Consider the following 25,206-nt stretch of genomic DNA (forward strand, 5'->3'; position numbering starts at 1 on the left):
AAATGAAAAAACTGCTCCCATTTTTTATTGGGCTGAGCCTGGGCGGTTTCAGCTTCGCCAGCCAGGCCGAAGACCTGCTTCAGGTTTACCAGCAAGCGCGTCTGAGCAACCCGGATCTGCGCAGCGCCGCTGCCGATCGCGATTCTGCTTTTGAGAAAATCAACGAAGCGCGCAGCCCATTATTACCCCAGCTCGGCCTGGGTGCAGACTACACCTATAACAACGGCTATCGCGACAGCAGCGGTCTCCATTCCAACACGACCAGCGGCACGCTGCAATTGACCCAGACTATTTTCGACATGTCGAAATGGCGCGCGCTGACCCTGCAGGAAAAAGCTGCCGGTATTCAGGATGTCACCTATCAGGTCGCACAGCAGGATCTGATTCTGAACACCGCGACCGCCTACTTCAACGTGCTGAAAGCGATTGATACGCTTTCTTACACTGAAGCGCAGAAACAGTCGATCTATCGCGAGCTGGATCAGACCACTCAGCGCTTTAACGTTGGCCTGGTTGCCATCACTGACGTACAGAACGCCCGCGCCCAGTATGACAGCGTGCTGGCCAACGAAGTCACCGCGCGTAACAACCTTGATAATAACGTAGAAACGCTGCGTCAGATCACCGGCATGGATTACATGTCGCTTGCTTCGCTGAGCATCGATCGCTTCAGAACCGATAAGCCGGAACCCGTGAGCGCACTGCTTAAGCAGGCGGAAGCCCGTAACCTGTCGCTGCTCTCTGCGCGTCTGAACCAGGATTTAGCCCGTGAGCAGATCCGCCAGATGGAAGCGGGTCATATGCCTACTATTGGTCTGACTGCCTCTACCGGCCTGTCAAACAGCAAGTATGGCGGCAGCCGTGCGAACCAGAGCCAGGGTTCAACTGACTCCATTACCGGTTCTAACCAGGTTGGCCTGAGCTTCTCACTGCCACTCTATAGCGGCGGCAGCGTCACCTCTCAGGTGAAACAGGCGCAGTACAGCTTCGTCAGCGCCAGTGAATCACTGGAAAGCGCGCACCGCTCTGCGGTTCAGACCGTACGTTCATCGTTTAACAACGTGAATGCGTCTATCAGCAGCATCAACGCCTACAAACAGGCCGTGGTCTCTGCGCAAAGCTCTCTCGATGCGTCAGAAGCAGGCTATCAGGTGGGTACACGTACTATCGTCGATGTGCTCGATGCAACTACCGTGCTCTACAACGCGAAGCAGCAGCTCTCTGATGCGCGCTATAGCTACCTGATTAACCAGCTGAATATCAGTTATGCGCTGGGTACGCTCAATGAGCAGAGCCTGCAGAAACTGAACAGCCAGCTTGGTAAAGAGATCCCGACGTCACCGGAAACCGTGGCACCGGAAAATGCCCAGCAGACCGCACGTGTGGATAGCGGTCCGGTGGCAACCGGCTCTTCTGAGGCCGCACGTCCTGCGGCTCGCCACAGTAGCGGTAATCCTTTCGGTAATTAATCAGCAGGTGGGCTGCTTTGCGGCCCGCCTCTCTGTTGAACGTATAACTAAGTAAAGATCCCTGTTGCATCAGGCCTCCAGCTTCAATTTTACCCCCCCATCCCCTATTCTATGCGCTACCTTTGGGCACAGGATAATCATAATGAAACGCACAAAATCTATTCGCTATGCCGCTTTTCGTAAGAGCTGGCAGGCACGCCATTTAACGCCTGTTGCTATCGCCGTTTCGGCGGTATTTATGCTGGCTGGCTGTGAACAGAACGATGAAACGGTTTCGATGTACCAGAACGCCGATGACTGTTCGAAAGCCAATCCGGGCCAGAGTGCGCAATGTACCACCGCATTCAATGAGGCCAAAAAAGAGGCGGAACGCACCGCGCCAAAATATGCCACCCGTGAAGATTGTGTCGCTGAATTTGGCGAAAACCAGTGTCAGCAGACACCGGCTCAGGCAGGCGTGGGCACCACCAATGCGGAATCACAGCAGAGCGGCGGCAGCTTCTGGATGCCACTGATGGCGGGTTACATGATGGGCCGCATGATGGGCGGTGGTTCGGGCTTTGCGCAGCAACCGCTGTTCTCTCCGAAAAATGCCCGCAGCCCGGCCAATGGTCAGTTTGTTGATGCATCGGGCCGTAACTATGGCGCAGCTACCTCTGGCAAAACCATGACTGTGCCGAAAACGGCGCTGGCACCAAAACCGGCGACCACGTCGACCATTACCCGTGGTGGCTTTGGTGAAACCGTCGCGAAGCAGAACAGCATGCAGCGCAGCAGCGCCACCGGCACCTCCAGCCGCTCAATGGGAGGCTAACGCCCCAATGGAACGCATTGCCATTTCAGAGCGCCCGGGCTGGCGCGAAAAAGCCACCGAATTCGGTTTTCGTTTTCACACCATGCATGGCGAGCCCTACTGGTGTGAAGATGCTTATTATCAGTTCACGCTGGCGCAAATTGAGCATCTGGAAGATGTTACCGCTGAGTTGCATCAGATGTGCCTGCAGGTGGTGGAAAAAGTGGTCAACAGCGAAGCGCTGCTGACTAAATTCCGCATTCCTAAGCATACCTGGGATTTCGTGCGCGATTCATGGCATCAGCGTCAGCCATCGCTGTACTCTCGTCTGGATCTCGCCTGGGATGGCAAGGATGATGTTAAACTGCTGGAGAACAATGCCGATACGCCGACCTCGCTGTATGAAGCGGCATTTTTCCAGTGGCTCTGGCTGGAAGACCAGCTTAACGCCGGTCAACTCCCCGCCGGCAGCGATCAGTTTAATAGCCTGCAGGAAAAGCTGATTGAACGCTTTGCCGCGTTACACCAGCAGCACGGCTTTAACTGGCTGCACTTCGCCTGCTGCCGCGACACCGACGAAGATCGTGGCACCGTGCAGTATCTTCAGGATTGCGCCACCGAAGCGGGTCTGCCGAGTGAATTTCTCTATATTGATGAGATTGGCCTGGGCGAAAAAGGTGAATTCACCGACGCTCATGATCAGGTGATTAGTAACCTGTTCAAGCTCTATCCGTGGGAGTTCATGCTGCGTGAAATGTTCTCTACCAAGCTGGGCGATGCTGGCGTGCGCTGGCTGGAACCGGCATGGAAAAGCATCATTTCGAACAAAGCTCTGCTGCCGCTGCTGTGGGAGATGTTCCCAAATCATCCTAACCTGCTGCCCGCCTGGTTCGCAGAAGATGACGTGCCACACATGGAAAAATATGTGGTGAAGCCACTGTTTTCACGTGAAGGCGCTAACATCCGGATCGTGGAAAATGGTCAGGAGATTGCCCGCGTTGATGGGCCGTACGGCGAAGAAGGAATGATCGTCCAGCAGTTCCATCCGCTGCCAAAATTTGGCGACAGTTATACGCTGATTGGAAGCTGGCTGATCGACGATCAACCGGCCGGAATCGGCCTGCGTGAAGATCGTGACCTGATCACTCAGGATCTTTCCCGTTTCTATCCGCACGCCTTTATCGGTTAACGCACCGCGATAATAACAGGCCAGCTTCTGGCCTGTTTTCTCTCCGCTTCGCCCTAACCTACCTGAACCGACAACATGCTGATGGCACCCATCTCCATGCCATCAACCGGAATGCTGATTGTCTCATCCGGCTGACGTGCGCCCAGTACATAGAGCAGCGGCAGATAGTGCTCAGGTGTTGGGTTAGAAAGCGCCGCGCCAGGATGGTCCATAAAATTAACCAGCGGATGAGAAGCGGCATCGCTCTGCACCGCCAGGTTATCGCGGACAAACTGCTCAAAACTGCTGGCCCACGGATAGACTTCGCTGTTGCCATCCCAGCGCACTTTACGCAGGTTATGCACCACGTTGCCGCTGGCGACAATCATTACGCCCTGATCGCGCAGTGCTGCCAGTTTCTGGCCCATCTCAAAGTGCCATGCCATAGGTCTGGTGCCGTCAATACTGAGCTGTACCACCGGAATATCGGCATCCGGGTACATCTTAATCAGGACACCCCAGGAGCCATGGTCCAGTCCCCAATCCTGATCCAGCTTCACCTCGACGGGCGCTAACTGCTCTGCCAGCTGCCGAGCCAGTTCAGGCGATCCCGGTGCCGGATAGCGCGTATCAAACAGCGCCTGTGGGAAGCCACCAAAATCATGAATGGTCTTCGGCTGTGCCATTGCCGTCACGGCGGTGCCACGCGTATACCAGTGCGCCGAAACCGCAATAATTGCGCGTGGACGTGGCAGCGTATCGCCAGCGTGACGCCACGCGGCGGTATAGCGGTTCTCTTCAAGGGCATTCATCGGGCTGCCATGGCCTAAAAACAGGGCTGGCATGCGTAACTGGCTCATTCGTCATCTCCGGGATCCGGTTGTTTAATAGCCACTACGATACGCGCATTCGCCAGGTTATCACGCGGATAACCGTGATGATGATCACCAGGAAATTTGAATGAAATTTGACGTATCAGATTAAAACGAATTCAGCAGGGAGAAGTGAGGAAAAGCGAGAGTTCAGCCCGCGCCATGGCGGTGCGACAGGAATAAAACAGGCCCCGCTCGGGGCCTGTTTATCGCATCAAAGAGATTAGCTGGCGTAGCGCGTTTCGTGCGCGCGACGCCAGGCGATCAGATCTTCGATGGTGACTACCGGCATGTTGTGCTGACGGGCAAACGCAATCGCTTCAGGCGCATGAGCCATAGTGCCGTCGTCGTTCGTCAGTTCACACAGCACACCAGCGGGCTTAAAGCCGGCCAGCGTCACTAAATCGATAGTCGCTTCAGTATGTCCGCCACGGGTCAATACGCCGCCTTCGCTGGCACGCAACGGAAAGACATGACCAGGGCGATGCAGATCGGTAGGTTTGGCATTGTCGGCAATGGCGGCGCGGATGGTGGTGATGCGATCCTGCGCGGAGACGCCAGTGGTGACGCCTTCAGCCGCTTCAATGGTCACGGTGAAGCCGGTGCCAAAGGAGCTGGTGTTGTTTTCCACCATCATGGGCAGGTCAAGCTGCTGCCGACGCGCTTCGGTCAGGCAGAGACAGACGATGCCGCTGCCGTGACGAATAGTCAGCGCCATCTGTTCAACAGTCATGGTTTCTGCGGCGAAGATCATATCGCCTTCGTTTTCACGATTTTCATCGTCGAGTACCATCACACCGCGTCCCTCACGCAGGGCGGCGATAGCACGTTCTACACGCTGTTCAGGCGTGCCAAATTCAGAAAGTAGCGTCTGATTCATGGTAATAAAAACCTTAAAATGTATGGGTTACCAGAATCAGGGCGTGCTTAGGAGTGACGTCAAAAAGACGTGGCAATAACGTGATGCAGACACAACTGTCCGACAGATGTCGTTACCCTCTCCCATCCGGACTGTAACCGTCGGCTCCGGAATTACACCGGATCTGCTGACCTTTACCTCTCTTTTCATCGAGATAAAGCGCTCGCGGGCTTTCAGCCGAAGCTGATTTACCGCCGGTGGGGAATTGCGCCCCGCCCTGAGAATAAGCCTTTCAACTATAACGCCGATCGTTTGAGGCGGCAATCATCAATAGCGCAATTGCTTTTGCATTTCCTGCGTTACCGATTTGAGGTTTATCCTTTTCATTTCTGGCATTACACTTAACACTTATTACGTTGGTAAACACGCTGACACAGCTCTCCGTAACCAGGAAATCATCATGATCGACACGAAAAAAATTGAACAACTTGCCCGTCAGGTTCACGAAGCGATGCCTAAAGGTGTTCGTGAGTTTGGTGATGATGTCGAAAAGAAAATTCGTCAGGTTCTTCAGGCGCAGCTGACCCGGATGGATCTGGTCAACCGTGAAGAGTTTGATGTGCAGACGCAGGTATTACTGCGTACGCGGGAGAAACTGGCGGCCCTGGAGCAACGTCTGGCCCAACTGGAAAGTCAGGGGTCATCAGCGGGTACGCCTCCGACTGCAACGGTAACCGCACCGGCAACACCTGTTGCAGCGGCGACACCATCCGCTTCAGTAGCCACTTCACCTGCCGTCTCTCCGCCACCGGTTGCCGATGTCGTGAAACCTGTTCCGGACAACAAGTCAGAATAAGTGTTAAGCGGGAGCCAGGCTCCCGCTTACTTTCTGCTTTAGCTGCCGCGAATAGTTTTGATGATGTTGGTGGTGGAGATACCATCTTCGAAGTTCAGCACCTGCACGTCGCCGCCATTTGCCCACACTTCTTTGCTGCCCGCGATTTCTTCCGGCTTATAATCACCGCCTTTGACCAGCAGGTCGGGCAGAATCCCTGCGATCAGCCGCTGCGGCGTATCCTCTTCAAAGACGACTACCCAGTCGACTGCTTCAAGCGCGCCGAGCACGATCATCCGGTTTTCCTGCGGATTGACCGGACGGCTTTCACCTTTCAGACGTTTAGTGGATGCATCGCTGTTCACCGCGACAATCAGTCTATCGCCAAGCTTGCGTGCATTGGCCAGATAAGAGACATGTCCCGCGTGCAGAATGTCGAACACGCCGTTAGTCATCACCACTTTTTCGCCACGACGACGGGCCATCTCAACGGCGGCTTTTAACTGCGCTTCCGTCATGATGCCGAACCCCTGTTCCGGGCGGGCGTGAATCGCATTTTCCAGCTCAACAGTGCTGACGGTCGAGGTACCGAGTTTACCCACCACGACACCCGCCGCCGCGTTCGCCAGGAAACAGGCCTCTTCCAGCGAGTCGCCCGCAGCCAGTGCTGCCGCCAGCACGCCAATCACCGTGTCACCGGCACCAGTCACATCATAGACTTCCTGCGCCTGGGTCGGCAGATGCAGAGGCGCTTTGCCCGGCTGCAGCAGCGTCATACCGTTTTCGGAACGGGTCACCAGCAGCGCGGAGAGGTCAAAATCCGCGATCAGCTGCGTGCCGCGCGCCACGATCTCCTCTTCGTTTTTGCATTTGCCAACCACGGCTTCAAATTCGGAGAGGTTCGGCGTCAGCAGCGTTGCGCCACGATAGCGCGCAAAATCAGTGCCTTTCGGGTCGATCAATACCGGCACGCCCGCTTCGCGGGCCAGGGTAATCATGGTCTGCACGCTGGAGAGCGCGCCTTTGGCATAATCGGACAGCACCAGCGCACCCGCAGCAGCCAGTGACTCACGCATCTTCTGGTGAATCGGCTCCGGATCGACCTGTTCAAAGCCCTCTTCAAAATCGAGGCGGATCAGCTGCTGATTGCGGGAAAGTACGCGCAGTTTGGTAATGGTCGGATGGCTTTTGACCGCCACGAAGTCACAATGAACGTTGACGTCTTTGAGCGTATTACTTAACACGCGCGCCGCATCATCTTCACCGGTCAGGCCAATTAGCCGGGACGCGGCACCGAGTGCTGCAATGTTCATCGCCACGTTTGCCGCGCCGCCAGGGCGCTCTTCAACCGTGTCCACTTTCACCACCGGAACCGGGGCTTCAGGGGAGATACGGCTGGTTGGGCCATACCAGTAACGATCCAACATTACATCGCCAACAACCAGCACTGAGGCTTGGCCGAACGCGGGCAGAGTCACTTTCATTCCAGACACTCCAGACTGCATTAAAAATAGTGCGCGGATGATAGCACAGTTGCGATTTGTGCTATCAGCATCACGCCAGGATAGACGCAGGCGTTATCAGCCAGCGTTGCCAGCTGTTCAGAACCGTCTGCCGCTCCGCTGCGTAAGCCTCTGGCTCAACGTGGCCCGGCAGCGCCTGCAGGGCGCGATGATGCAGGGCGTCGCGCAGCGTGACATAAGCCTGCGTCAGCGCCTGCGCTTCATCGGCGGGCATTTTATGGTACTTCGCCATCAGCTCAAAAATGCGCACATTGTCAGACCAGCGCGTCAGCTCGGGCTGCTCAGCGGCGTAGCGTAAGACAAGATATTGGGCGATGAATTCAATATCGGTGATGCCACCCGCATCGGCCTTGATATCCCACCGACCTTTATGTTTGTTACTGAGGTGAGCACGCATCTTTTCACGCATCTCACGCACTTCGGTTTGCAGCGCGTCTGCAGGACGTGGCAGCGACAGAATCGTCTGACGAATCGCGTTGAAACGATCACCCAGCGCGGCTTCGCCAAACACCACGCGCGCCCGGACCAGCGCCTGATGCTCCCAGGTCCAGGCTTCACTACGCTGATACTCTTCAAACGCTTCAAAAGTACTGACCAGCATGCCTGCCGCGCCGGAAGGACGCAGACGCGCGTCCACTTCGTAGAGAATGCCGGAGGCGGTACGGGTACTGAAGAGATGCATAATGCGTTGAGCAAGGCGCAGATAGAACTGACGGCCATCAATGCTGCGCTCCCCTTCTGTCACTGCGTCTGCCGGACAGTCATGCAGGAAGACTAAATCGAGGTCAGAACTGTAACCCAGCTCCCAGCCGCCCAGCTTGCCATAGCCCAGTACGGCAAAACCGCGTTCATGTTCATTGTTCAGGTGAGAGGGACGACCATAGCGCTGCACCATCATGTTCCACGCCTGACGTACCACAGAGTCGATGATTGCTTCAGCCAGCCAGGTGAGATGATCGCTGACTTTCATCACCGGCAGCGTGCCTGCGATGTCAGCGGCGGCAATACGCAGATGTTGCGCCTGCTTAAACTGCCGCACCGCTTCCAGCTGCTGCTCCTCATCCTCAGTGGGTATGCGCAGCAGATATTGTCGCAGCTCATCGCGATAGGCGTCAGTGGCGGTCGGCTGATAGAGCGTGGCCGGATCGAGCAGTTCATCCAGCAATAAAGGGTGACGCGCCAGCTGGCTGGCCACCATCGGTGAGGCCGCGCACAGGCGAATCAGGTGACGCAGGGCACCGTGATATTCGGTCAGCAGCTCCAGATAGGTGCTACGGGTCAGCACGCCGAGCAGCAGCGGCGTCAGACGACTCAGCGTGACCGCCGCATCTTCACGCGGGCAGACCTCGCTCAGCAGACGCGGCATCAGTTGATCCAGCGCCTGACGGCCACGCGGACCGATAGTGCGCCGGCTGATGTCCTGACGAAACGCCTCCAGCGTCTGATGCAGTGTAAGCCGCTGATCGTCACTGAGCTGCGGTACCAGCGGCGCCAGCTCATTATTCTCCAGCTGGTCCTGCCACAGCACCTGAAACTCCGCCAGCTCACGCTGATCGCCAATCTCAGGCGTATCTTCCCCAATCAGCTCGTCAAAGATTGTCCGTACCGCTGCCATCTGAGCCTCAAGCTGGGTCATCAGCGCAGGCCAGTCGGCACAATCCATCGCCCACGCCAGCCGGGCGCGATGCAGCTCATCTTCCGGCAGCGTCTGGGTCTGCTCGTCGCCCAGGCTTTGCAGCAGATTCTCCAGCCGCCGCAGGAACAGATAGGCGTCACGCAGCGTATCCACCTGTTCAGCAGGCAGCAGAGCCAGGGTTTTGATCGCCTCCAGCGTCGGCAACAGGGCACGTAACTGAAGCGAGCGCTCACGCCCGCCCCGAATCAGCTGGAACACCTGTACGATAAACTCGGTTTCACGGATGCCGCCCGCCCCCAGTTTGATATTGTTTTTCAGTCCGCGACGCCGTACCTCGCGGCTGATCATCCCTTTCATGTTACGCAGTGACTGGATCACGCTGAAGTCGATGTAGCGGCGATACACGAACGGCCGCAACATCTGCTGCAGCTCCAGGCTCCATCGGTCGTGGTCATCGCCCATCAGGCGCGCCTTGACCATGGCGTAACGCTCCCAGTCGCGTCCCTGCTCCTGGTAGTAATCCTCCAGCGCGGCAAAACTCATCACCAGCGGACCGCTGTCGCCAAATGGCCGCAGCCGCATATCCACACGGTAGACAAAGCCATCCATGGTGGGTTGATCCAGGACTTTGATCAGCCGCTGGCCCATACGGGTAAAGAACTGAGCATTGTCGAGCTCACGCCGTCCGCCACGCGTGGTGCCGTTTTCCGGCCAGGCGAAAATAAGGTCGATGTCAGAGGAGAAATTGAGTTCGCCGCCGCCCAGCTTGCCCATGCCCAGAATCAGCAGCGGCTGTGCGTCGCCGTCGGCATTACAGGGCGTACCAAAATCACGGCAGCAATCCTGATATACCCAGTCACGCGCCCTGCTGATCAGCACTTCGGCTAAAACGCTGAGCTGGTGCAGGCTCTGTTCGGTCGTGGCGTGTTGCAGCGCCTGCATCCAGGCAATACGCACCAGCATACGGCGGCGAAACAGCCGCAGTTCGCGCATCAGGCTCGCTTCACTGTCGATGCTGCTGAGCACCTCGTTTAGCCATACAGCGTAGTGCTGCCACTCTTCAGGCTGCGGCGGCTGGTCGAGCATCATCTGCCACCAGTCGGGATGTTGTTGCAGATTTTCCAGCACAAAGTCGCTGAAAGCCAGCCCGGCGGCCTGCTCCGGGCTGAGCGAAGCCAGCGGAACCCCAAGCTGTCGGGCGGCCTCTTCGGCCTGATCGCGTAGCAACGCGGGAAGTGCTGCCAACATAACGCCCTCCTTGATGGCGGTACGAATTACCCGTTAGCGGCCAGCGCCGCTGGTGAGCCAGAATGGCTGCTGTTTCAGAGCCTGCGACGTCAGCCAGGCTAAGCCGGATGACTGCTTTTCATGAATCGCCGACAGCAGTTGCTGCCAAGGTTCCAGCCAGGCCATTACCGTTTCTGCAGGATAAGATCCGGCCAGCAAATGCACCGTAAGCAGCTGACGCGCCAGACGCGTGGCTTTGTCCTGATACTCGTTAGGTTGTTTGACCGTGACGAACGTCTCTCTCAGGTCAGCATTGACGCGACTCAGCATGATGTCGCTGAAGCGCTTAAATGAACCCTGCAGCTTGGCCTCCCCTTTGGCATCAATCCACTGACGCCACTGAGACTCAGCCAGCCAGTGGGTCAGCGCCCGCTGCGTTTCAACCGAGAGAGAAGATAAGCAGAACGTCGCCGCCTCCTGCTCTTCGTTCACCAGCATCTCTTCCAGCGTGGTCAGTTGCTGACGCAGGGCGCTGCTGGCTTTGCGTGGCACCAGCGCACCGAACAGGCTGAATGCCTGACGCAGCAGATCCAGCGCTTCGCGCACCGCATCCTGCGCCGCCGCGTTGCCGCGCAGCCAGACTTCTTCATGATATTGCCAGTGACGCAAGCCAGCCGACATCGCAGCGACCATGCCCTGCTCAACTGTCGCTTTAACGCCGGCTTTCAGCAGCGGGAAAGCCTCAATCTGGCGTGACGAATTACCCTGCGCCAGTTGATAACCGCGGGCGGCTTTGCTCAGGCTGCCCATACGCAGACCACCCAGCGCCACCAGCTGCTGTGCGAAGGCCAGCAGATCCTGGCGTTCGCCACGTTTCAGCTCCAGCTCGATTTCGCACAGCGGTTCGCTGAGATCACCTGCCGTGACCTCGCCCTGATCAAACGCCACTTCAATTTCACTGTTGCCTGTGGTGATCAGCCAGATCTCGCGCTGAAAATGGGTGGTAAACAGGGGCTGCAAGCGCGGCTGCAGCGCTGCGACATCGGTGCTCTGCGGCCAGATTTCTGCAGGCAGGCGGGCAATATCCAGCACCGGCTCGCTGAGTTCAACGTTGTATTCCGGGCGCTGATGCAGCCCGCCGAGCGTCTGGCCCGCCGCTTTCAGCGTCATTTCGTACCGCTGGTCGATGCCACGGATACGCAATCCCATATCCCAGCGTCGAAGCTGGTTGTCGTCGGTTTCGAAGTAGATGTTGGTCAGCTCGCGAGCAGCCTGATGCTGATGCGGCAGAGTGGAGAGCAGTTCAGCCAGTTTCCCGGCCGCTTGTGGAGTTGCAATGAACTTTAGTTCGATTTCGATGGTCATAATTTTTTATTCACTACGCCGCTGGCACTTAAGAGAGTTTTTCCTGCATATTTCAGGCGATTATCAGCAGGTTACTCACGCTGTCGCCTGGAGGGCAAGGGGGTATCAGGCGAAGATTAATGCACAGAAGCCGCGCTGTCTCTGCTTTCTTTGCTCTTTCGCAGACCTTTTCGCACTCCCATGAGACCAGGATAGTTCTCATTCAGATTTATGCGAGGCCTCTCCAGACTGTGCCGGTAAATTTTAGTCAGACTAAGCCAAACGAAATCGAATGAAAAAAATCACACTCGCTGGACTCACTTTGCTGGCCCTCAGCACCCTTGCAACTGCCCATGCCGACGAAAAACGCTATGTTTCTGATGAACTCTCAACCTGGGTACGCAGCGGGCCGGGCGATCAGTTTCGCCTGCTCGGTAAGCTGAACGCCGGAGAAGAGGTGCAGCTGTTACAGACCAACAATGACACCCATTACGGCCAGATCCGTGATTCGGAAGGCCGCACTACTTGGATCCCCCTGTCGCAGCTTAGCGCGAATCCGAGCCTGCGTACCCGTGTGCCGCAGCTTGAGCAGCAGGTGAAAGATTTGACAGCCAAGCTGGATAACATCGACAACAGCTGGAACCAGCGTACCGCTGAGATGCAGAACAAAGTCGCCAGTAGCGACGGCGTGATCAACGGGCTGAAAGGCGAGAATCAGAAGCTGAAAAATGAGCTGATCGTCGCTCAGAAGAAAGTCAGCGCCGCTAACGTTCAGCTGGATGACAAGCAGCGCACCATTATCATGCAGTGGTTTATGTATGGCGGTGGCGTGCTGGGTGTTGGCCTGCTGCTGGGACTCTTACTGCCGCACATGCTGCCGCGTCGTAAGAAAAGCGACCGCTGGATGAACTGACCCCCTTCTGTCGGTCTGATCAGGGGATCACAGGATCCCCCTTTTGGCATGTCTGCAATCCGGGGAATCTGTGCAACAATAAAATGAGATGCACCGCCGATTTCTGGCGCGGGATACGCCCGGCGTGCAGGTCATTTCTTTTTCTCTGGAGTGTTGCGTGAAGACGTTTCTTGTTGGCGGTGCGGTGCGTGATGCGCTGCTGAATCTGCCGGTTACAGATAAAGATTGGGTGGTAACAGGTTCCACGCCCGAAGCCATGCTTGAGCAGGGTTATCAACAGGTCGGTCGCGATTTTCCCGTTTTCCTGCATCCCGTCAGTCGCGAAGAGTATGCGCTGGCCCGGACCGAGCGGAAAAACGGGAAAGGCTACACCGGTTTTGTCACCTGGTCTGCGCCCGACGTGACGCTGGAGCAGGACTTACAGCGCCGCGATCTGACCATCAATGCCATCGCACAGGATGAAAGCGGCGAGCTGGTTGATCCCTACAACGGCCAGCGTGATATTGCCCTGCGCCTGCTGCGTCACGTCTCGGAAGCCTTCAGTGAAGACCCGCTGCGGGTATTGCGTGTCGCGCGCTTTGCTGCGCGTTTTGCCCATCTCAACTTTCGTATTGCCCCCGAAACCCAGCAGCTGATGCAGCAGATGGCTGCAAGCGGTGAGCTGTCGAATCTCACTGCCGAACGGGTGTGGAAAGAGACAGAAAAAGCACTGGGCACCCGTAATCCGCAGGTCTACTTTCAGGTGCTGCGCGACTGCGGTGCGTTGCAGGTGCTGTTTCCTGAGCTGGATAATCTGTTTGGTATTCCTGCACCGATTAAGTGGCACCCGGAGATCGACACCGGTGTGCATACGCTGATGACGCTGGCGATAGCCGCCGCGCTCTCCGGCGAGATCGATGTGCGCTTTGCTACGCTGTTCCATGACGTCGGCAAGGCGCTGACACCGCCTGAATTGTGGCCAAGCCACCACGGTCATGGACTGGCAGGCGTTCCGCTGGTCGAGGCGCTGTGCCAGCGGCTGCGGGTGCCCAACACAATTCGCGATCTGGCGCTGATCGTGACCGAATTTCACGACATTGTGCACACCATTGAGCGGCAATCTGCGGCGTCACTGGTAGCGCTGTTTGATCGCATCGATGCCTGGCGTAAGCCGCAGCGCGTTGAGCAGATGGCGCTGACCAGCGAAGCAGATGCGCGCGGACGTGCCGGGCTGGAGAGTATGCCTTATCCGCAGGGCGACTATCTGCGTCGTGCTTTTGCGCTGGCGCAGACGGTGCCGACTAAAGCGGTCGTCGAAGCGGGATTCAAAGGGATGGAAGTACGAAAAGAGATGACGCGACGACGCATTGCCGCTGTCGCGCAAGGTCTGGCGATTGGGCAGCCTGACTAGCAGGCTGCCACAGGTTTACATGAAGACCATGTAAACCGCTGCCGCCACGATGAAGCGGTAAATGGCGAACGAGACAAAAGAGATGCGTTTGATCAGCTCAAGGAAGGCTTTAATCGCAATCAGCGCCACGATAAACGCCGTGACAAAGCCCACGGCGAACATCGGGAAGTCCGCCATCGTCAGGAAGCCGATGCTCTTGTACATGTCCAGTACAGTCGCACCCATCATCATTGGCACGGCCAGGATGAAGGAGAATTCTGACGCGGCATAGCGGCTCACACCCATCAGCATCCCGCCGGAGATGGTTGCTCCAGAACGTGAGAAGCCCGGCCACAGCGCTAAGCACTGGAAACAGCCAATCATAAACGCCTGACGATAGGTAATATCATCGACACCTACGGCTTTCGGCTGTTTTGGCTTGAGATACTCTGCGGCCAGCAGCAGCACACCCCCCACGACCAGCGCGTACATCACGTTGATCGGATTGAACAGCGTTTTGATCTGATCGTGCAGCACCAGACCCACCACCACAGCCGGAACCATACCCAGCAGGATATGGATCAGCGACAGACGACCGGTGCCGACACCTTCATGTTTGACTTCGCCAAAGTGAATGCCGATCAGGCCAAACAGACGGCGCCAGAACATCACTACTACAGCCAGAATCGATCCTAACTGGATCACAACTTCAAAGGTCTCGGCTTTTTCACCTTCAAAGCCCAGCAGGTGACCCACTATAATCATGTGCCCTGTGGAAGAGACCGGTAAAAATTCGGTCAGCCCTTCCACAACGCCCAGGATTGCAGCTACCCAAAGCTGATGAATATCTGCCATCAAATGTTCCCTCTATCCGTTTCAAAACCATTAAAAAGGCGGTAGCGCGTTGCTATCGCCTGAAATCATGCCGCAATTAGCCTGAATTAAACCTTAAGCTCCGCTCCGTTTCGCCTGCTGTAACGAAACGGTCCACGCTATGACAGACAGTAATTTGGTTTGGTTTCATTGTGATGGCAATCACATCGTATTTATTTAGGAATAGTCCCGCGCTCAATTCGCACGCCAACCTGCGCCGCCTGGGCTACAGCGCCCGGTTTGCTTACCTTTATGCGTACGCCAGGCGAATTGAAACGGTTCATCAACAGATCCGCGATTTCTTCAGCTACCCGCTCAACCAGGGCAAAACGCCCCCCATTCAGATGGGTCAGAATCGCAGAGGAGACATCGGCATAGCTGAGACAATCTTTCACATCGTCGCTGCTGGCCGCCAGACGGTTATCCCAGGCCATTTCGACATCGAGCACCAGCTTCTGCTGTATACCCTGTTCCCAGTCGTAAACGCCAATGGTGGTGAACACCGTGAGTTGTTCTATAAATACGATATCCATGATGAGGGTCTCTGTTTTTGGCTAAGCCGGATACCACTTCCGGCGGATTATGCGTATTATCCACGGTTGATGAGATCAAAACGACCCTAAAGGGAACGGTACGGTGTTATGAGTGCTTTCGCGCTTGGTATGATTATTTTCGCGTATCTTTGCGGTTCGATTTCCAGTGCGATTCTGGTTTGCAAACTCGCTGGCCTGCCCGATCCCCGCACACACGGTTCCGGTAATCCGGGTGCCACCAACGTACTGCGTCTGGGCGGTAAAGCCGCTGCAGCCAGCGTATTAGTGTTTGATGTGCTGAAAGGGATGGTACCGGTCTGGCTGGCTTATCTGATGCACGTGACGCCGCTCTATCTTGGCCTGACCGCCATTGCCGCCTGTCTCGGTCATATTTATCCGGTGTTCTTTCACTTTCGCGGTGGCAAAGGCGTAGCAACGGCATTTGGCGCGATTGCGCCGATTGGCTGGGACTTAACCGGGCTGGTTACCGGCACATGGCTGCTCACGGTGCTACTCAGTGGCTATTCTTCGCTGGGGGCGATTGTCAGTGCACTGATCGCGCCATTCTATGTCTGGTGGTTCAAACCGCAGTTTACCTTTCCGGTTTCCATGCTCTCCTGTCTGATCCTGCTGCGTCATCACGATAATATTCAGCGGCTGTGGCGCGGTCAGGAAGGTAAAATCTGGAAGCGCAAAAAGAAATCTCAGCCATAAAAAAAGCCGGCAAGCCGGCTTTTTTCACATCAGATCGCGGGCAACTCCGCCAGCGGCCATCGCGGCCGCACGCTGACGCTTAACTCGCCCCGTGTTCCGCCTTTTAACCGCACCATGCCCGCATACGCGATCATTGCACCGTTGTCGGTACAGAACTCCGGGCGGGCGTAAAACACTTCGCCGCCGCGCTTTTGCATCATAATTGCCATCTGCTCGCGCAATGTGCGGTTAGCGCTGACGCCCCCGGCAATCACCAGACGCTTAAAGCCGGTCTGATCCAGCGCGCGTTTACATTTGATCGACAGCGTATCCACCACCGCATCTTCAAAGGCGCGGGCGATGTCAGCACGGGTCTGCGCATCATCAGGATTGGCGCGAATCGTATTAGCAGCAAAGGTTTTCAGGCCGGAGAAGCTGAAATCCAGGCCCGGACGATCGGTCATCGGACGCGGGAAGGTGAAACGCCCCGCCGTGCCCTGCTGCGCCATCTTCGACAGCATCGGCCCGCCCGGATAATCCAGGCCGAGCAGCTTCGCCGTCTTATCAAAGGCTTCGCCCGCGGCATCATCGATCGATTCACCCAGCAATTCATATTCACCGACGCCGGTGACGCTAATCAGCTGGGTATGCCCGCCGGACACCAGCAGTGCGACAAACGGAAACTCCGGTGGATTCTCTTCCAGCATTGGTGCCAGCAGGTGCCCTTCCATATGATGAACCGGCACGGCAGGCACTTTCCATGCAAACGCCAGCGCGCGGCCAATGGTGGCGCCGACCAGTAGCGCACCGACCAGTCCGGGACCGGCAGTGTAAGCGACTGCATCAATCTGCTGCGGCTCCAGACCCGCTTCTTTCAGCGCCGCCTGAATCAGCGGCACGGTTTTACGCACGTGATCGCGTGAGGCCAGTTCCGGCACCACACCACCATAGTCGGCGTGCAGTTTTACCTGGCTGTAGAGCTGGTTAGCCAGTAATCCAGCCTCGTCATCATAGATTGCGATGCCGGTTTCATCGCACGACGTTTCAATACCCAGAATTCGCATTGCATCACCTCATTCTTGCGGCGCGCAGTTTATCACAGCAATGTGATGTGCAGCGCGGGCATCCCGCGTAAAAAGTCATTTTCTGTCGGCTAAAGAGTGCGCTATACTCCCGCCCCTGGAAAAACCGGCAGCCGCACAGGCAAACGCTCCTGTTGGTTTCAAATTATCCATGGTGCTTTACAAACCAACATGAGTTGGAGTAAAATGCTGCACCATTTTGAAATGTGCTGGCGCCGCAGTCAGCAGCAAAACCGAATTTTATCGAGGTGAGAGTTACATGCCGGTAATTAAAGTACGTGAAAACGAGCCATTTGACGTAGCACTGCGTCGCTTCAAGCGTTCATGCGAGAAAGCAGGCGTTCTGGCTGAAGTTCGTCGTCGTGAGTTCTATGAAAAACCGACTACCGAACGTAAGCGCGCTAAAGCGTCAGCAGTTAAGCGTCATGCCAAGAAACTGGCTCGCGAAAACGCACGCCGCACTCGTCTGTACTAAGTCGTTCCGGAGGTTCGCCTCCACCGCGTGATTCACGCAGACAGAGTCAAGTAAAAGGCCGTGCTTTCCGAAAGGAAGCGCGGCTTGTTGCCGTTTATGAGCTGAAAATCTGGGGCGTATGGCTGGACGAATTCCACGCGTATTTATCAACGATTTACTTGCCCGCACGGATATCGTGGATCTTATCGATGCCCGCGTTAAGCTGAAAAAGCAGGGTAAGAATTTCCATGCGTGCTGTCCTTTCCATAATGAAAAAACGCCCTCTTTCACCGTAAACGGCGAAAAGCAGTTCTATCACTGTTTCGGCTGTGGTGCACACGGCAACGCTATCGACTTTTTGATGAACTTTGATCGTCTGGAGTTTGTTGAAAGCATTGAAGAGTTAGCCACTTCCCACGGTTTAGACGTGCCTTACGAAGCAGGCAGCGGGCCCAGCCAGATGGAACGCCATCAGCGCCAGAGCCTGTATCAGCTGATGGAGAACCTGAACGGTTTTTATCAGCAGGGTCTGCAGCAATCCAGTGCGCAGCCAGCACGCGACTATCTTGATCGTCGTGGTCTGAGCGCCGACATCATCAATCATTTCGCCATAGGTTACGCGCCAGCCGGCTGGGATAATGTTCTCAAGCGTTTTGGCAAGCAATCGGAAGACCGCGAATCGTTGATGGAGGCGGGCATGCTGGTCAGCAATGACAAAGGCCGTACCTATGACCGGTTTCGCGACCGCGTCATGTTTCCGATCCGCGATAAACGTGGACGCGTCATCGGTTTTGGTGGCCGCGTACTGGGTAACGATACGCCGAAGTATCTGAACTCACCGGAAACCCCTATTTTCCATAAAGGCCGCCAGCTTTATGGCCTGTATGAAGCAGTTAAGAACCATCCTGAACCCGCCCGCCTGTTAGTGGTCGAGGGATACATGGACGTGGTTGCGCTGGCGCAGTACGGGATCGATTATGCCGTCGCGTCCTTAGGCACCTCAACCACGGCTGAACACATTCAGTTGCTGTTTCGCAGTACCGACACCGTGATCTGCTGTTACGACGGCGACAGGGCGGGTCGTGAAGCGGCATGGCGTGCGCTTGAGACCGCATTGCCTTACATGAATGATGGTCGTCAGCTACGCTTTATGTTTTTACCTGAGGGTGAAGACCCGGATACGCTGGTACGCAAAGAGGGTAAAGCCGCCTTCGAAGCGAGGATGGAGCAGGCCATGCCGCTCTCTTCGTTTTTGTTTGATAGCCTGCTGCCGCAGGTAGATCTGAGCTCACGCGACGGAAAAGCGCGTCTGAGCACGCTGGCTTTACCGCTGATTACCCAGATCCCCGGTGAGACCTTGCGTATTTATATGCGTCAGGAGTTGGGGAACAAACTGGGTATTCTTGACGACAATCAACTTGAAAAGCTGATGCCGAAGCTGGCTGCAAGTGGAACGGCGCCAGTTGCGCCACCGCTGAAACGGACCACCATGCGTGTGCTGATCGCCTTGCTGATTCAGAACCCGCAGCTGGCTACCCTGGTGCCTTCGCTTGATGGGCTGTCTGAGTCAAAAATGCCGGGTTTACCACTATTTATTGAGTTAGTGGGTCGTTGCACTGAGAATCCTGGATTGACCACCGGACAGCTACTAGAGTTATATCGCGGAACAAATTTTAGTCAGACGCTTGAAACGCTGGCGATCTGGAACCACATGATAGTAGATGAAGAAGCCGAAGCGGTATTTCAGGACTCGCTGGCCAGCATCTACGATTCTGCTCTTGAAGAGCGTTTGGAATTTTTGATTGCGCGTGAGCGCACCCAGGGACTGAGCGCCGATGAGCGCCGTGAACTCTGGACACTCAGTCAGGCTTTTGCCAGGAAATAATTTAGCACGCTGCCCGTTCTGACGAAGGGCAGCGTGGCTGTTTTAAGGCCGGGAGCGTTAAGCCAGGCCTGTACCACCAAAATTTATACAAGCGGCTTAAGTGCCGATTACTGTTGGGCAAAGCCCACGCCGCGACGAAGGCAGCGGCAAGAATTAAACGCCTTTACTGCTATTGTTGGCTCGCTGCCGACCGACACCAATCTAATTTAACAGAAGTGTGGATACCGTCTTATGGAGCAAAACCCGCAGTCACAGCTCAAGCTTCTTGTCACCCGTGGTAAGGAGCAAGGCTATCTGACCTATGCTGAGGTCAATGACCATCTGCCGGAAGATATCGTCGACTCAGATCAGATCGAAGACATCATCCAGATGATTAACGACATGGGTATTCAGGTGGTTGAAGAAGCCCCGGATGCTGACGATCTGATGCTGAATGAAAACAGCTCCGATACTGACGAAGATGCCGCGGAAGCTGCCGCTCAGGTGTTATCCAGCGTTGAATCTGAAATCGGGCGCACCACTGACCCGGTTCGCATGTATATGCGTGAAATGGGTACCGTTGAACTGCTGACGCGCGAAGGCGAAATCGACATCGCCAAGCGTATTGAAGACGGTATCAACCAGGTTCAGTGTTCCGTAGCCGAATACCCTGAAGCGATTACTTATCTTCTGGACCAGTACGACAAAGTTGAAGCAGGTGAATCACGCCTCTCCGATCTGATCACGGGTTTCGTCGATCCTAACGCAGAAGAAGATCTGGCCCCGACGGCAACGCACGTGGGCTCCGAACTTTCTGAAGCCGATCGTAACGACGACGATGAAGAAGATGAAGAGGATGATGACAGCTCCGACGACGATAATTCTATCGACCCGGAACTGGCACGCGAGAAGTTTTCTGACCTGCGTAAGCAGTATGAAACCACCCGCGACGTGATTAAAAGCAAAGGTCGCAGTCATGCTGCTGCCGTTGCCGAAATCCAGAACCTTTCCGACGTCTTCAAGCAGTTCCGCCTGGTACCGAAGCAGTTCGATTACCTGGTAGGCAGCATGCGCACCATGATGGAACGTGTCCGTACCCAGGAACGTCTGATCATGAAGCTCTGTATTGAGCTGTGCAAAATGCCGAAGAAAAACTTCATCACGCTGTTTACCGGCAACGAAACCAATGAAAGCTGGTTCAAAGCCGCACTGGCAATGAACAAGCCATGGTCTGAGAAGCTGCTGGAAGTGCAGGATGACGTAATGCGTTCCCTGCAGAAACTGGCACAGGTTGAAGAAGAGACCGGCCTGACTATTGAACAGGTTAAAGATATTAACCGTCGCATGTCGATCGGTGAAGCTAAAGCCCGTCGCGCCAAGAAAGAGATGGTGGAAGCGAACCTGCGTCTGGTTATTTCGATTGCCAAGAAATACACCAACCGCGGTCTGCAGTTCCTCGACCTGATTCAGGAAGGTAATATCGGCCTGATGAAAGCGGTAGATAAGTTTGAATATCGCCGTGGTTACAAGTTCTCGACCTATGCGACCTGGTGGATCCGTCAGGCTATCACCCGCTCTATCGCTGACCAGGCACGTACCATCCGTATTCCGGTGCACATGATTGAGACCATCAACAAGCTCAACCGTATTTCGCGCCAGATGCTGCAGGAGATGGGCCGCGAACCGACGCCGGAAGAGCTGGCTGAGCGTATGCTGATGCCGGAAGATAAAATCCGCAAAGTGCTGAAAATCGCTAAAGAGCCGATCTCGATGGAGACGCCGATTGGTGATGATGAAGATTCACATCTGGGCGATTTTATCGAAGACACCACGCTGGAGCTGCCGCTGGATTCTGCTACCTCAGAGAGCCTGCGTTCTGCCACCCACGATGTGCTGGCTGGCCTGACCGCGCGTGAAGCGAAAGTACTGCGCATGCGTTTCGGTATCGATATGAATACCGACCATACGCTGGAAGAAGTGGGCAAACAGTTTGACGTTACGCGTGAGCGTATTCGTCAGATTGAAGCGAAAGCCCTGCGTAAACTGCGCCATCCGAGCCGTTCGGAAGTGCTGCGTAGCTTCCTCGACGATTAAGTCCGACAAAAACCCCGGTTTGCCGGGGTTTTTTATGCCTGTCTGCTACCCGCCTCTCCCCTGCCCTGCGCAGGTTCAGCTGCTCTCCGGATGCAGTTCCAGCCAGAGCTGACGATACGCCTCAACCATTTCGTCCAGTGATGCGCGATTCAGGCCACTGGGATTCGGCAACACCCACACCTGCGTTTTCCCCATACAGATCGGCTGTTTCCCCCATTCGACTTTGCTCTGCTTAAAGGCACGACGAAACGCATCTTTACCCAGAATCGCCAGCGCGGCGGGCTGATAATTCAGCACCTTTTCCATCAGCCGCTTGCCGCCGTCCCGCAGCTCATCAGGCGCTAACTCATTCGCCTGCACCGTGGGCCGCTCGACCAGCATCGTGATGCCGCAGCCGGTTTCCTCCAGGCGCTGCTCCTCTTCGGGTTTCAGCTGTTCCCGGGTGAATCCCGCCAGATGGATCACCTTCCAGAAGCGATTACCGGGATGTGCAAAGTGGAACCCCTGATGGGCCGTTGACTGGCCTGGGTTAATGCCGCAGAACAGTACATCCAGACCGGAACTGATGATGTCGCGGATAGCGTGTTCACTCATGCGGTGACCTCCAGCGTGCGCTGCTTCAGCGCTGTGCGACTGCGTTGCAGCAGCAGGCTGGCCTGCTCCGCATCCGGACAGGCTCGCGCCAGCGCCAGCGCGCCAATCATCTCTGCCATCATGCTTGAAGCAAGCGTATCCGCTTCCGTCCACCCCAGCTCACTCAGCAACTGCGTCAGGCTGGCATGCATCGTACTGAAGCCCTGAGCGAAGATCTGTCGCGTCGGTTGGGGAAGATGCGCCACTTCGCTCACCAGCGCTGCCATCGGACAGCCCTGCGCCGGTGCATTACGATGCGCCTCGGATAGATAGCTATCAATAAAGTCTGCTACCTGCTGCGCTGGCTGGGTCACGGACTCAGCGGGCTTAAAGGTATCGGCTTCAGCGAACATATGCTTTAGCACCTCCTCAACCAGCTCCTCACGTGACGCAAAATGTGCATAAAAACCGCCGTGTGTCAGCCCGACCCGCTTCATCAGCGCCGCTACACCGATTCCTTCGGTGCCGGTTTCACGCATCACACGCGCCGCCTCATCAAGGATACGCTGCCGCGTCTGTGCTTTGCTGCTCTGCTTCTCCATCTTATTTCCTTCGGTTTCTGCCCGGTAGCTTCTGGCTATTATAGTAATTATTACGGTCATCATATTCCAGCTTGACGGCAGATATGATGATCGTCATATTTATAGCGATTATGACGATCATCATACGAGGAAAAAAGATGTCAAAATCAGGCACAGCATTAATCACCGGCGCATCCAGCGGTATCGGCGCGACTTATGCAAAACGACTGGCAGCACGCGGTTATGATCTGATCCTGGTCGCCCGGGATCAGGCGCGACTCACCACCCTGGCGGACACACTGGCAAAGCTGCACGCTGTTCAGGTAACCGTGATGAAGGCTGACTTAACGCAGGAGCAGGACCTGCAGCGTGTGGAGTCGGAGCTCGCGAACAACGCACAGATTACGCTGCTGCTGAACAACGCGGGCATGAACGTTGAGGGTGAGTTTCTGGAGGCGGACATCACACGCATTAACAGCATGCTGGCGTTAAATATTCTGGCCCCAACCCGTCTGGCACAGGCGGCTGGCCGGGCATTCAAAGCACGCGGTCACGGCATCATTATCAATATCGCGTCGGTGCTGTCGCTGGTGCACGAGATGTTCAATGGTGCCTACAACGCCACCAAGTCTTACGTGCTGACACTGACGCGTGCGATGCAGCGCGAACTCGCAGAGAGCGGCGTGCAGGTACAGGCGGTGTTACCCGGTGCGACCCGTACGGAGATTTTCGACCGCGCAGGCCAGTCTATCAATGAAATCCCGGCTGAAATGCTGATGGACGTTGATGAGATGGTGGACGCCGCGCTTGCCGGACTCGACAGCAAGGAGACGGTAACTATTCCGGCGCTGGAAGATCTGCAGATGTGGCACGATTACGATCGGGCGCGTGGTGCAATGGTTCCTCACCTTTCACGGGACAAATCGGCATCCCGCTATCGTCAGAAGTGAGTCAGTCTTAATTCTTTCCGCCTGAAGTACAGTTCTGTTAAAGGCACGGTAAAGCATTATCCGTGCCGTTTTGCGACTACAGCTTCAGGCGTTGCCAGATTTGTTATAGAAATCAGCAGCTAAATCGCTGCTGCTTATTTCAGCAACCGATGGCGGAGTGCTGGATCGCCCTGAAGAGATACTTTATAATCCCCGCTCCGCTGGCCCCTTAGCTCAGTGGTTAGAGCAGGCGACTCATAATCGCTTGGTCGCTGGTTCAAACCCAGCAGGGGCCACCAAATTTTAGCTGTAAAATCAGCAGATTAAAGCCACCTTTCACAGTGATTTTTTTTATCCTTCAAATCTCACTTCCTTGTTTCTCTCTTCCTATAAAAATCTGAAATTTTTCTGTTAAGCCACCGACAGCTAACCCGGCAGGCCGGAAATCTGCTGATTGATGTCCGACTTCATCAGATGGAAAGTTCGGCCTTTCGCGAACTCAACAGGCGGCGTGGTGATGCCTTAGTGCGCATAGCCCAACTGGTCGGGGCCGTGCCAGGTAAGCTACGTCAGGGAGATGAAGGCTTCAGTATATTGCCGCGTCAGCCGTTTCACCTCTCCCTCACACTTTCCCTGATTAACCTCACACTCTCATATCCACTATTTTCCCTGTAAAAGACGCCACTCATGCTCACTCTGATAACCCGACGGATACCCCGGAGTCACTTTTTAACTCTGCAGAGGGTATATCAGATTATTTTCATAAACCCGCTATATTTACGGATATGAACAAATGCAGTCAAAACGGGCCAATTGAAATCTGCACAACGTGTGCGCTGAGCTCAGATTAACAATGCTGCAGATTAATTTATTGAACAGAAGATTATGAATAGATTAGAGGTTTATCATGAAAAGTTCATCGAGTGCTGAACTCTGCTGCCGGGTAATTCGTGGAAGAACCATCATGCCGCTGGAGAAAGTTGCGTTGTATCAAGTCGAATTTGAAAATGGCAGATTTGCTGTGTTACGCATTAACAATCTCCTGTCGCTTCAGGAAGGCGATATTATTTCAAGAGTTAATGACGTGTGGTCTGCAGGATCAGATATTATTCAACTTTCACCATTCGAATTTCTCGACCAGGGTGAATCAAAGCGTTATTTCACCGAGTATGAAAGATAATGCAGAGTTATCAGCACATTGAAATACATGTTACGAAGATATTGCCTCAATGAGGGATAAGGTTAAACAGTATAACTTGCTGATGCCTGGTGATCACAACATAAAAAGACGACGGACTTTATATAACATACAATGACTTACAGTGAGGGCATAAAACTGCCTGTCCTTTATTCTTTTTAGCTACAGACTGTCTGGAAAACTTTTTACACACCGGACACTGTGTATTGGTTTCGCTGCTGTGTAGCGCGTCGAAGAGAAAGCTCAACCAGGTCATGTCGTTATCCTCTGAAATGTTGCCATCAGCGTAACACAGTGGAGGTAAATTAATTTTTTTATCTGTCG

Annotated in this window: 23 protein-coding genes, 1 tRNA gene and 1 riboswitch; of the genes, 13 read left to right on the plus strand and 11 right to left on the minus strand. The window is 55.2% G+C overall.

The annotated features are described in order from the left end of the window. Positions 1–2 precede the first annotated feature (2 nt). The 3 genes from tolC to AC6I8J_RS15815 all read left to right on the plus strand — a co-directional run bounded on the left by tolC (position 3) and on the right by AC6I8J_RS15815 (position 3,451). Positions 3–1,469: an outer membrane channel protein TolC gene (tolC, locus tag AC6I8J_RS15805; RefSeq protein ID WP_222924976.1), complete on the plus strand. Its 1,467-nt coding sequence runs from the start codon at positions 3–5 to the stop codon at positions 1,467–1,469. A 142-nt stretch (positions 1,470–1,611) separates the two neighbouring features. Further along, positions 1,612–2,283, plus strand: a complete 672-nt coding sequence (locus AC6I8J_RS15810) for a DUF1190 family protein (RefSeq protein WP_033733914.1) — start codon at positions 1,612–1,614, stop codon at positions 2,281–2,283. A 7-nt stretch (positions 2,284–2,290) separates the two neighbouring features. After that, a complete protein-coding gene (locus AC6I8J_RS15815) occupies positions 2,291–3,451 on the plus strand; it encodes a glutathionylspermidine synthase family protein (RefSeq protein ID WP_161734981.1) in 1,161 nt (386 codons plus the stop codon). A gap of 53 nt (positions 3,452–3,504) precedes the next feature. Here the strand turns inward: AC6I8J_RS15815 and ygiD are convergent, their stop codons facing one another. Both ygiD and ribB read right to left on the minus strand, forming a co-directional pair. Next, positions 3,505–4,290 (minus strand): 4,5-DOPA-extradiol-dioxygenase, encoded by a 786-nt coding sequence (gene ygiD, locus AC6I8J_RS15820; RefSeq protein WP_497825555.1) that lies wholly within the window; start codon positions 4,288–4,290, stop codon positions 3,505–3,507. Between the two features lie 235 nt (positions 4,291–4,525). Beyond that, positions 4,526–5,182 (minus strand): 3,4-dihydroxy-2-butanone-4-phosphate synthase, encoded by a 657-nt coding sequence (ribB, locus tag AC6I8J_RS15825; protein ID WP_161734976.1) that lies wholly within the window; start codon positions 5,180–5,182, stop codon positions 4,526–4,528. 110 nt (positions 5,183–5,292) lie between these two features. Continuing rightward, positions 5,293–5,450: riboswitch (FMN riboswitch) on the minus strand. Between the two features lie 171 nt (positions 5,451–5,621). Between ribB and ubiK the strand changes: the two genes are divergently transcribed. Next, positions 5,622–6,017, plus strand: coding sequence for a ubiquinone biosynthesis accessory factor UbiK (ubiK, locus tag AC6I8J_RS15830; protein ID WP_161734973.1), 396 nt, complete (start codon positions 5,622–5,624; stop codon positions 6,015–6,017). 38 nt (positions 6,018–6,055) lie between these two features. On the opposite strand, the gene hldE is transcribed toward ubiK, so the two are convergent. From hldE to AC6I8J_RS15845, 3 genes are all read right to left on the minus strand, one after another. Further along, entirely contained in the window at positions 6,056–7,480 is a 1,425-nt protein-coding gene (hldE, locus tag AC6I8J_RS15835) for a bifunctional D-glycero-beta-D-manno-heptose-7-phosphate kinase/D-glycero-beta-D-manno-heptose 1-phosphate adenylyltransferase HldE (protein ID WP_161734970.1), read from the minus strand. Between the two features lie 70 nt (positions 7,481–7,550). After that, a complete protein-coding gene (gene glnE, locus AC6I8J_RS15840) occupies positions 7,551–10,403 on the minus strand; it encodes a bifunctional [glutamate--ammonia ligase]-adenylyl-L-tyrosine phosphorylase/[glutamate--ammonia-ligase] adenylyltransferase (protein WP_497825556.1) in 2,853 nt (950 codons plus the stop codon). A 33-nt stretch (positions 10,404–10,436) separates the two neighbouring features. Then, the gene (locus AC6I8J_RS15845) at positions 10,437–11,747 is read right to left on the minus strand and encodes a CYTH domain-containing protein (protein WP_497825557.1); all 1,311 of its coding nucleotides are present in this window, start codon (positions 11,745–11,747) and stop codon (positions 10,437–10,439) included. 271 nt (positions 11,748–12,018) lie between these two features. On the opposite strand from AC6I8J_RS15845, the gene AC6I8J_RS15850 reads away from it, so the two are divergent. Both AC6I8J_RS15850 and AC6I8J_RS15855 read left to right on the plus strand, forming a co-directional pair. Next, positions 12,019–12,639: a TIGR04211 family SH3 domain-containing protein gene (locus AC6I8J_RS15850; RefSeq protein WP_497825558.1), complete on the plus strand. Its 621-nt coding sequence runs from the start codon at positions 12,019–12,021 to the stop codon at positions 12,637–12,639. A gap of 157 nt (positions 12,640–12,796) precedes the next feature. Further along, positions 12,797–14,029 (plus strand): multifunctional CCA addition/repair protein, encoded by a 1,233-nt coding sequence (locus AC6I8J_RS15855; protein WP_497825559.1) that lies wholly within the window; start codon positions 12,797–12,799, stop codon positions 14,027–14,029. Positions 14,030–14,044: 15 nt separating this feature from the next. Here the strand turns inward: AC6I8J_RS15855 and bacA are convergent, their stop codons facing one another. Together bacA and folB are read right to left on the minus strand one after the other, a co-directional pair. Further along, positions 14,045–14,863, minus strand: a complete 819-nt coding sequence (gene bacA, locus AC6I8J_RS15860; RefSeq protein WP_003848438.1) for an undecaprenyl-diphosphate phosphatase — start codon at positions 14,861–14,863, stop codon at positions 14,045–14,047. A 191-nt stretch (positions 14,864–15,054) separates the two neighbouring features. Next, positions 15,055–15,414: a bifunctional dihydroneopterin aldolase/7,8-dihydroneopterin epimerase gene (gene folB / locus AC6I8J_RS15865; RefSeq protein ID WP_013359068.1), complete on the minus strand. Its 360-nt coding sequence runs from the start codon at positions 15,412–15,414 to the stop codon at positions 15,055–15,057. Between the two features lie 108 nt (positions 15,415–15,522). On the opposite strand from folB, the gene plsY reads away from it, so the two are divergent. Next, positions 15,523–16,128 carry a glycerol-3-phosphate 1-O-acyltransferase PlsY gene (gene plsY / locus AC6I8J_RS15870; RefSeq protein ID WP_098052336.1) on the plus strand — a complete coding sequence of 202 codons (606 nt, stop codon included), beginning with the start codon at positions 15,523–15,525 and terminating at the stop codon, positions 16,126–16,128. Between the two features lie 29 nt (positions 16,129–16,157). On the opposite strand, the gene tsaD is transcribed toward plsY, so the two are convergent. Then, positions 16,158–17,171 carry a tRNA (adenosine(37)-N6)-threonylcarbamoyltransferase complex transferase subunit TsaD gene (gene tsaD, locus AC6I8J_RS15875; RefSeq protein ID WP_150014796.1) on the minus strand — a complete coding sequence of 338 codons (1,014 nt, stop codon included), beginning with the start codon at positions 17,169–17,171 and terminating at the stop codon, positions 16,158–16,160. A 277-nt stretch (positions 17,172–17,448) separates the two neighbouring features. On the opposite strand from tsaD, the gene rpsU reads away from it, so the two are divergent. The 3 genes from rpsU to rpoD all read left to right on the plus strand — a co-directional run bounded on the left by rpsU (position 17,449) and on the right by rpoD (position 21,601). Further along, on the plus strand, positions 17,449–17,664 hold the full coding sequence (gene rpsU / locus AC6I8J_RS15880; protein WP_001144069.1) for a 30S ribosomal protein S21: 216 nt from the start codon (positions 17,449–17,451) through the stop codon (positions 17,662–17,664). Positions 17,665–17,782: 118 nt separating this feature from the next. Then, positions 17,783–19,528: a DNA primase gene (gene dnaG, locus AC6I8J_RS15885; RefSeq protein WP_161734958.1), complete on the plus strand. Its 1,746-nt coding sequence runs from the start codon at positions 17,783–17,785 to the stop codon at positions 19,526–19,528. A 231-nt stretch (positions 19,529–19,759) separates the two neighbouring features. Continuing rightward, positions 19,760–21,601, plus strand: a complete 1,842-nt coding sequence (gene rpoD / locus AC6I8J_RS15890; RefSeq protein WP_013359071.1) for an RNA polymerase sigma factor RpoD — start codon at positions 19,760–19,762, stop codon at positions 21,599–21,601. 75 nt (positions 21,602–21,676) lie between these two features. On the opposite strand, the gene mug is transcribed toward rpoD, so the two are convergent. Together mug and AC6I8J_RS15900 are read right to left on the minus strand one after the other, a co-directional pair. Then, on the minus strand, positions 21,677–22,195 hold the full coding sequence (gene mug, locus AC6I8J_RS15895) for a G/U mismatch-specific DNA glycosylase (RefSeq protein ID WP_161734955.1): 519 nt from the start codon (positions 22,193–22,195) through the stop codon (positions 21,677–21,679). Beyond that, entirely contained in the window at positions 22,192–22,776 is a 585-nt protein-coding gene (locus AC6I8J_RS15900) for a TetR/AcrR family transcriptional regulator (RefSeq protein ID WP_497825560.1), read from the minus strand. The genes mug and AC6I8J_RS15900 overlap by 4 nt, the downstream gene beginning before the upstream one ends. Positions 22,777–22,913: 137 nt before the next feature. Between AC6I8J_RS15900 and AC6I8J_RS15905 the strand changes: the two genes are divergently transcribed. The 3 genes from AC6I8J_RS15905 to AC6I8J_RS15915 all read left to right on the plus strand — a co-directional run bounded on the left by AC6I8J_RS15905 (position 22,914) and on the right by AC6I8J_RS15915 (position 24,864). Further along, positions 22,914–23,705 (plus strand): SDR family NAD(P)-dependent oxidoreductase, encoded by a 792-nt coding sequence (locus tag AC6I8J_RS15905; protein WP_222924969.1) that lies wholly within the window; start codon positions 22,914–22,916, stop codon positions 23,703–23,705. A 202-nt stretch (positions 23,706–23,907) separates the two neighbouring features. After that, positions 23,908–23,983 (plus strand) — tRNA-Ile (locus AC6I8J_RS15910). Positions 23,984–24,591: 608 nt separating this feature from the next. Beyond that, positions 24,592–24,864 (plus strand): hypothetical protein, encoded by a 273-nt coding sequence (locus AC6I8J_RS15915; RefSeq protein ID WP_285087537.1) that lies wholly within the window; start codon positions 24,592–24,594, stop codon positions 24,862–24,864. A 118-nt stretch (positions 24,865–24,982) separates the two neighbouring features. Here AC6I8J_RS15915 and AC6I8J_RS15920 read toward each other — a convergent pair whose 3' ends face one another. Further along, the gene (locus tag AC6I8J_RS15920) at positions 24,983–25,138 is read right to left on the minus strand and encodes a YnfU family zinc-binding protein (RefSeq protein ID WP_216844881.1); all 156 of its coding nucleotides are present in this window, start codon (positions 25,136–25,138) and stop codon (positions 24,983–24,985) included. Positions 25,139–25,206: the final 68 nt, after the last annotated feature.

The sequence above is a fragment of the Pantoea sp. X-Soil-ISGK-355 genome, assembly GCF_059730805.1.

What these genes read in the sequence shown, in the direction of transcription:
- tolC (WP_222924976.1), top strand. Translation starts at nt 3, where the DNA reads ATGAAAAAACTGCTCCCATTTTTTATTGGGCTGAGCCTGGGCGGTTTC.
- AC6I8J_RS15810 (WP_033733914.1), top strand. Translation starts at nt 1,612, where the DNA reads ATGAAACGCACAAAATCTATTCGCTATGCCGCTTTTCGTAAGAGCTGG.
- AC6I8J_RS15815 (WP_161734981.1), top strand. Translation starts at nt 2,291, where the DNA reads ATGGAACGCATTGCCATTTCAGAGCGCCCGGGCTGGCGCGAAAAAGCC.
- ygiD (WP_497825555.1), bottom strand. Translation starts at nt 4,290, where the DNA reads ATGAGCCAGTTACGCATGCCAGCCCTGTTTTTAGGCCATGGCAGCCCG.
- ribB (WP_161734976.1), bottom strand. Translation starts at nt 5,182, where the DNA reads ATGAATCAGACGCTACTTTCTGAATTTGGCACGCCTGAACAGCGTGTA.
- ubiK (WP_161734973.1), top strand. Translation starts at nt 5,622, where the DNA reads ATGATCGACACGAAAAAAATTGAACAACTTGCCCGTCAGGTTCACGAA.
- hldE (WP_161734970.1), bottom strand. Translation starts at nt 7,480, where the DNA reads ATGAAAGTGACTCTGCCCGCGTTCGGCCAAGCCTCAGTGCTGGTTGTT.
- glnE (WP_497825556.1), bottom strand. Translation starts at nt 10,403, where the DNA reads ATGTTGGCAGCACTTCCCGCGTTGCTACGCGATCAGGCCGAAGAGGCC.
- AC6I8J_RS15845 (WP_497825557.1), bottom strand. Translation starts at nt 11,747, where the DNA reads ATGACCATCGAAATCGAACTAAAGTTCATTGCAACTCCACAAGCGGCC.
- AC6I8J_RS15850 (WP_497825558.1), top strand. Translation starts at nt 12,019, where the DNA reads ATGAAAAAAATCACACTCGCTGGACTCACTTTGCTGGCCCTCAGCACC.
- bacA (WP_003848438.1), bottom strand. Translation starts at nt 14,863, where the DNA reads ATGGCAGATATTCATCAGCTTTGGGTAGCTGCAATCCTGGGCGTTGTG.
- folB (WP_013359068.1), bottom strand. Translation starts at nt 15,414, where the DNA reads ATGGATATCGTATTTATAGAACAACTCACGGTGTTCACCACCATTGGC.
- plsY (WP_098052336.1), top strand. Translation starts at nt 15,523, where the DNA reads ATGAGTGCTTTCGCGCTTGGTATGATTATTTTCGCGTATCTTTGCGGT.
- tsaD (WP_150014796.1), bottom strand. Translation starts at nt 17,171, where the DNA reads ATGCGAATTCTGGGTATTGAAACGTCGTGCGATGAAACCGGCATCGCA.
- rpsU (WP_001144069.1), top strand. Translation starts at nt 17,449, where the DNA reads ATGCCGGTAATTAAAGTACGTGAAAACGAGCCATTTGACGTAGCACTG.
- dnaG (WP_161734958.1), top strand. Translation starts at nt 17,783, where the DNA reads ATGGCTGGACGAATTCCACGCGTATTTATCAACGATTTACTTGCCCGC.
- rpoD (WP_013359071.1), top strand. Translation starts at nt 19,760, where the DNA reads ATGGAGCAAAACCCGCAGTCACAGCTCAAGCTTCTTGTCACCCGTGGT.
- mug (WP_161734955.1), bottom strand. Translation starts at nt 22,195, where the DNA reads ATGAGTGAACACGCTATCCGCGACATCATCAGTTCCGGTCTGGATGTA.
- AC6I8J_RS15900 (WP_497825560.1), bottom strand. Translation starts at nt 22,776, where the DNA reads ATGGAGAAGCAGAGCAGCAAAGCACAGACGCGGCAGCGTATCCTTGAT.
- AC6I8J_RS15905 (WP_222924969.1), top strand. Translation starts at nt 22,914, where the DNA reads ATGTCAAAATCAGGCACAGCATTAATCACCGGCGCATCCAGCGGTATC.
- AC6I8J_RS15915 (WP_285087537.1), top strand. Translation starts at nt 24,592, where the DNA reads ATGAAAAGTTCATCGAGTGCTGAACTCTGCTGCCGGGTAATTCGTGGA.
- AC6I8J_RS15920 (WP_216844881.1), bottom strand. Translation starts at nt 25,138, where the DNA reads ATGACCTGGTTGAGCTTTCTCTTCGACGCGCTACACAGCAGCGAAACC.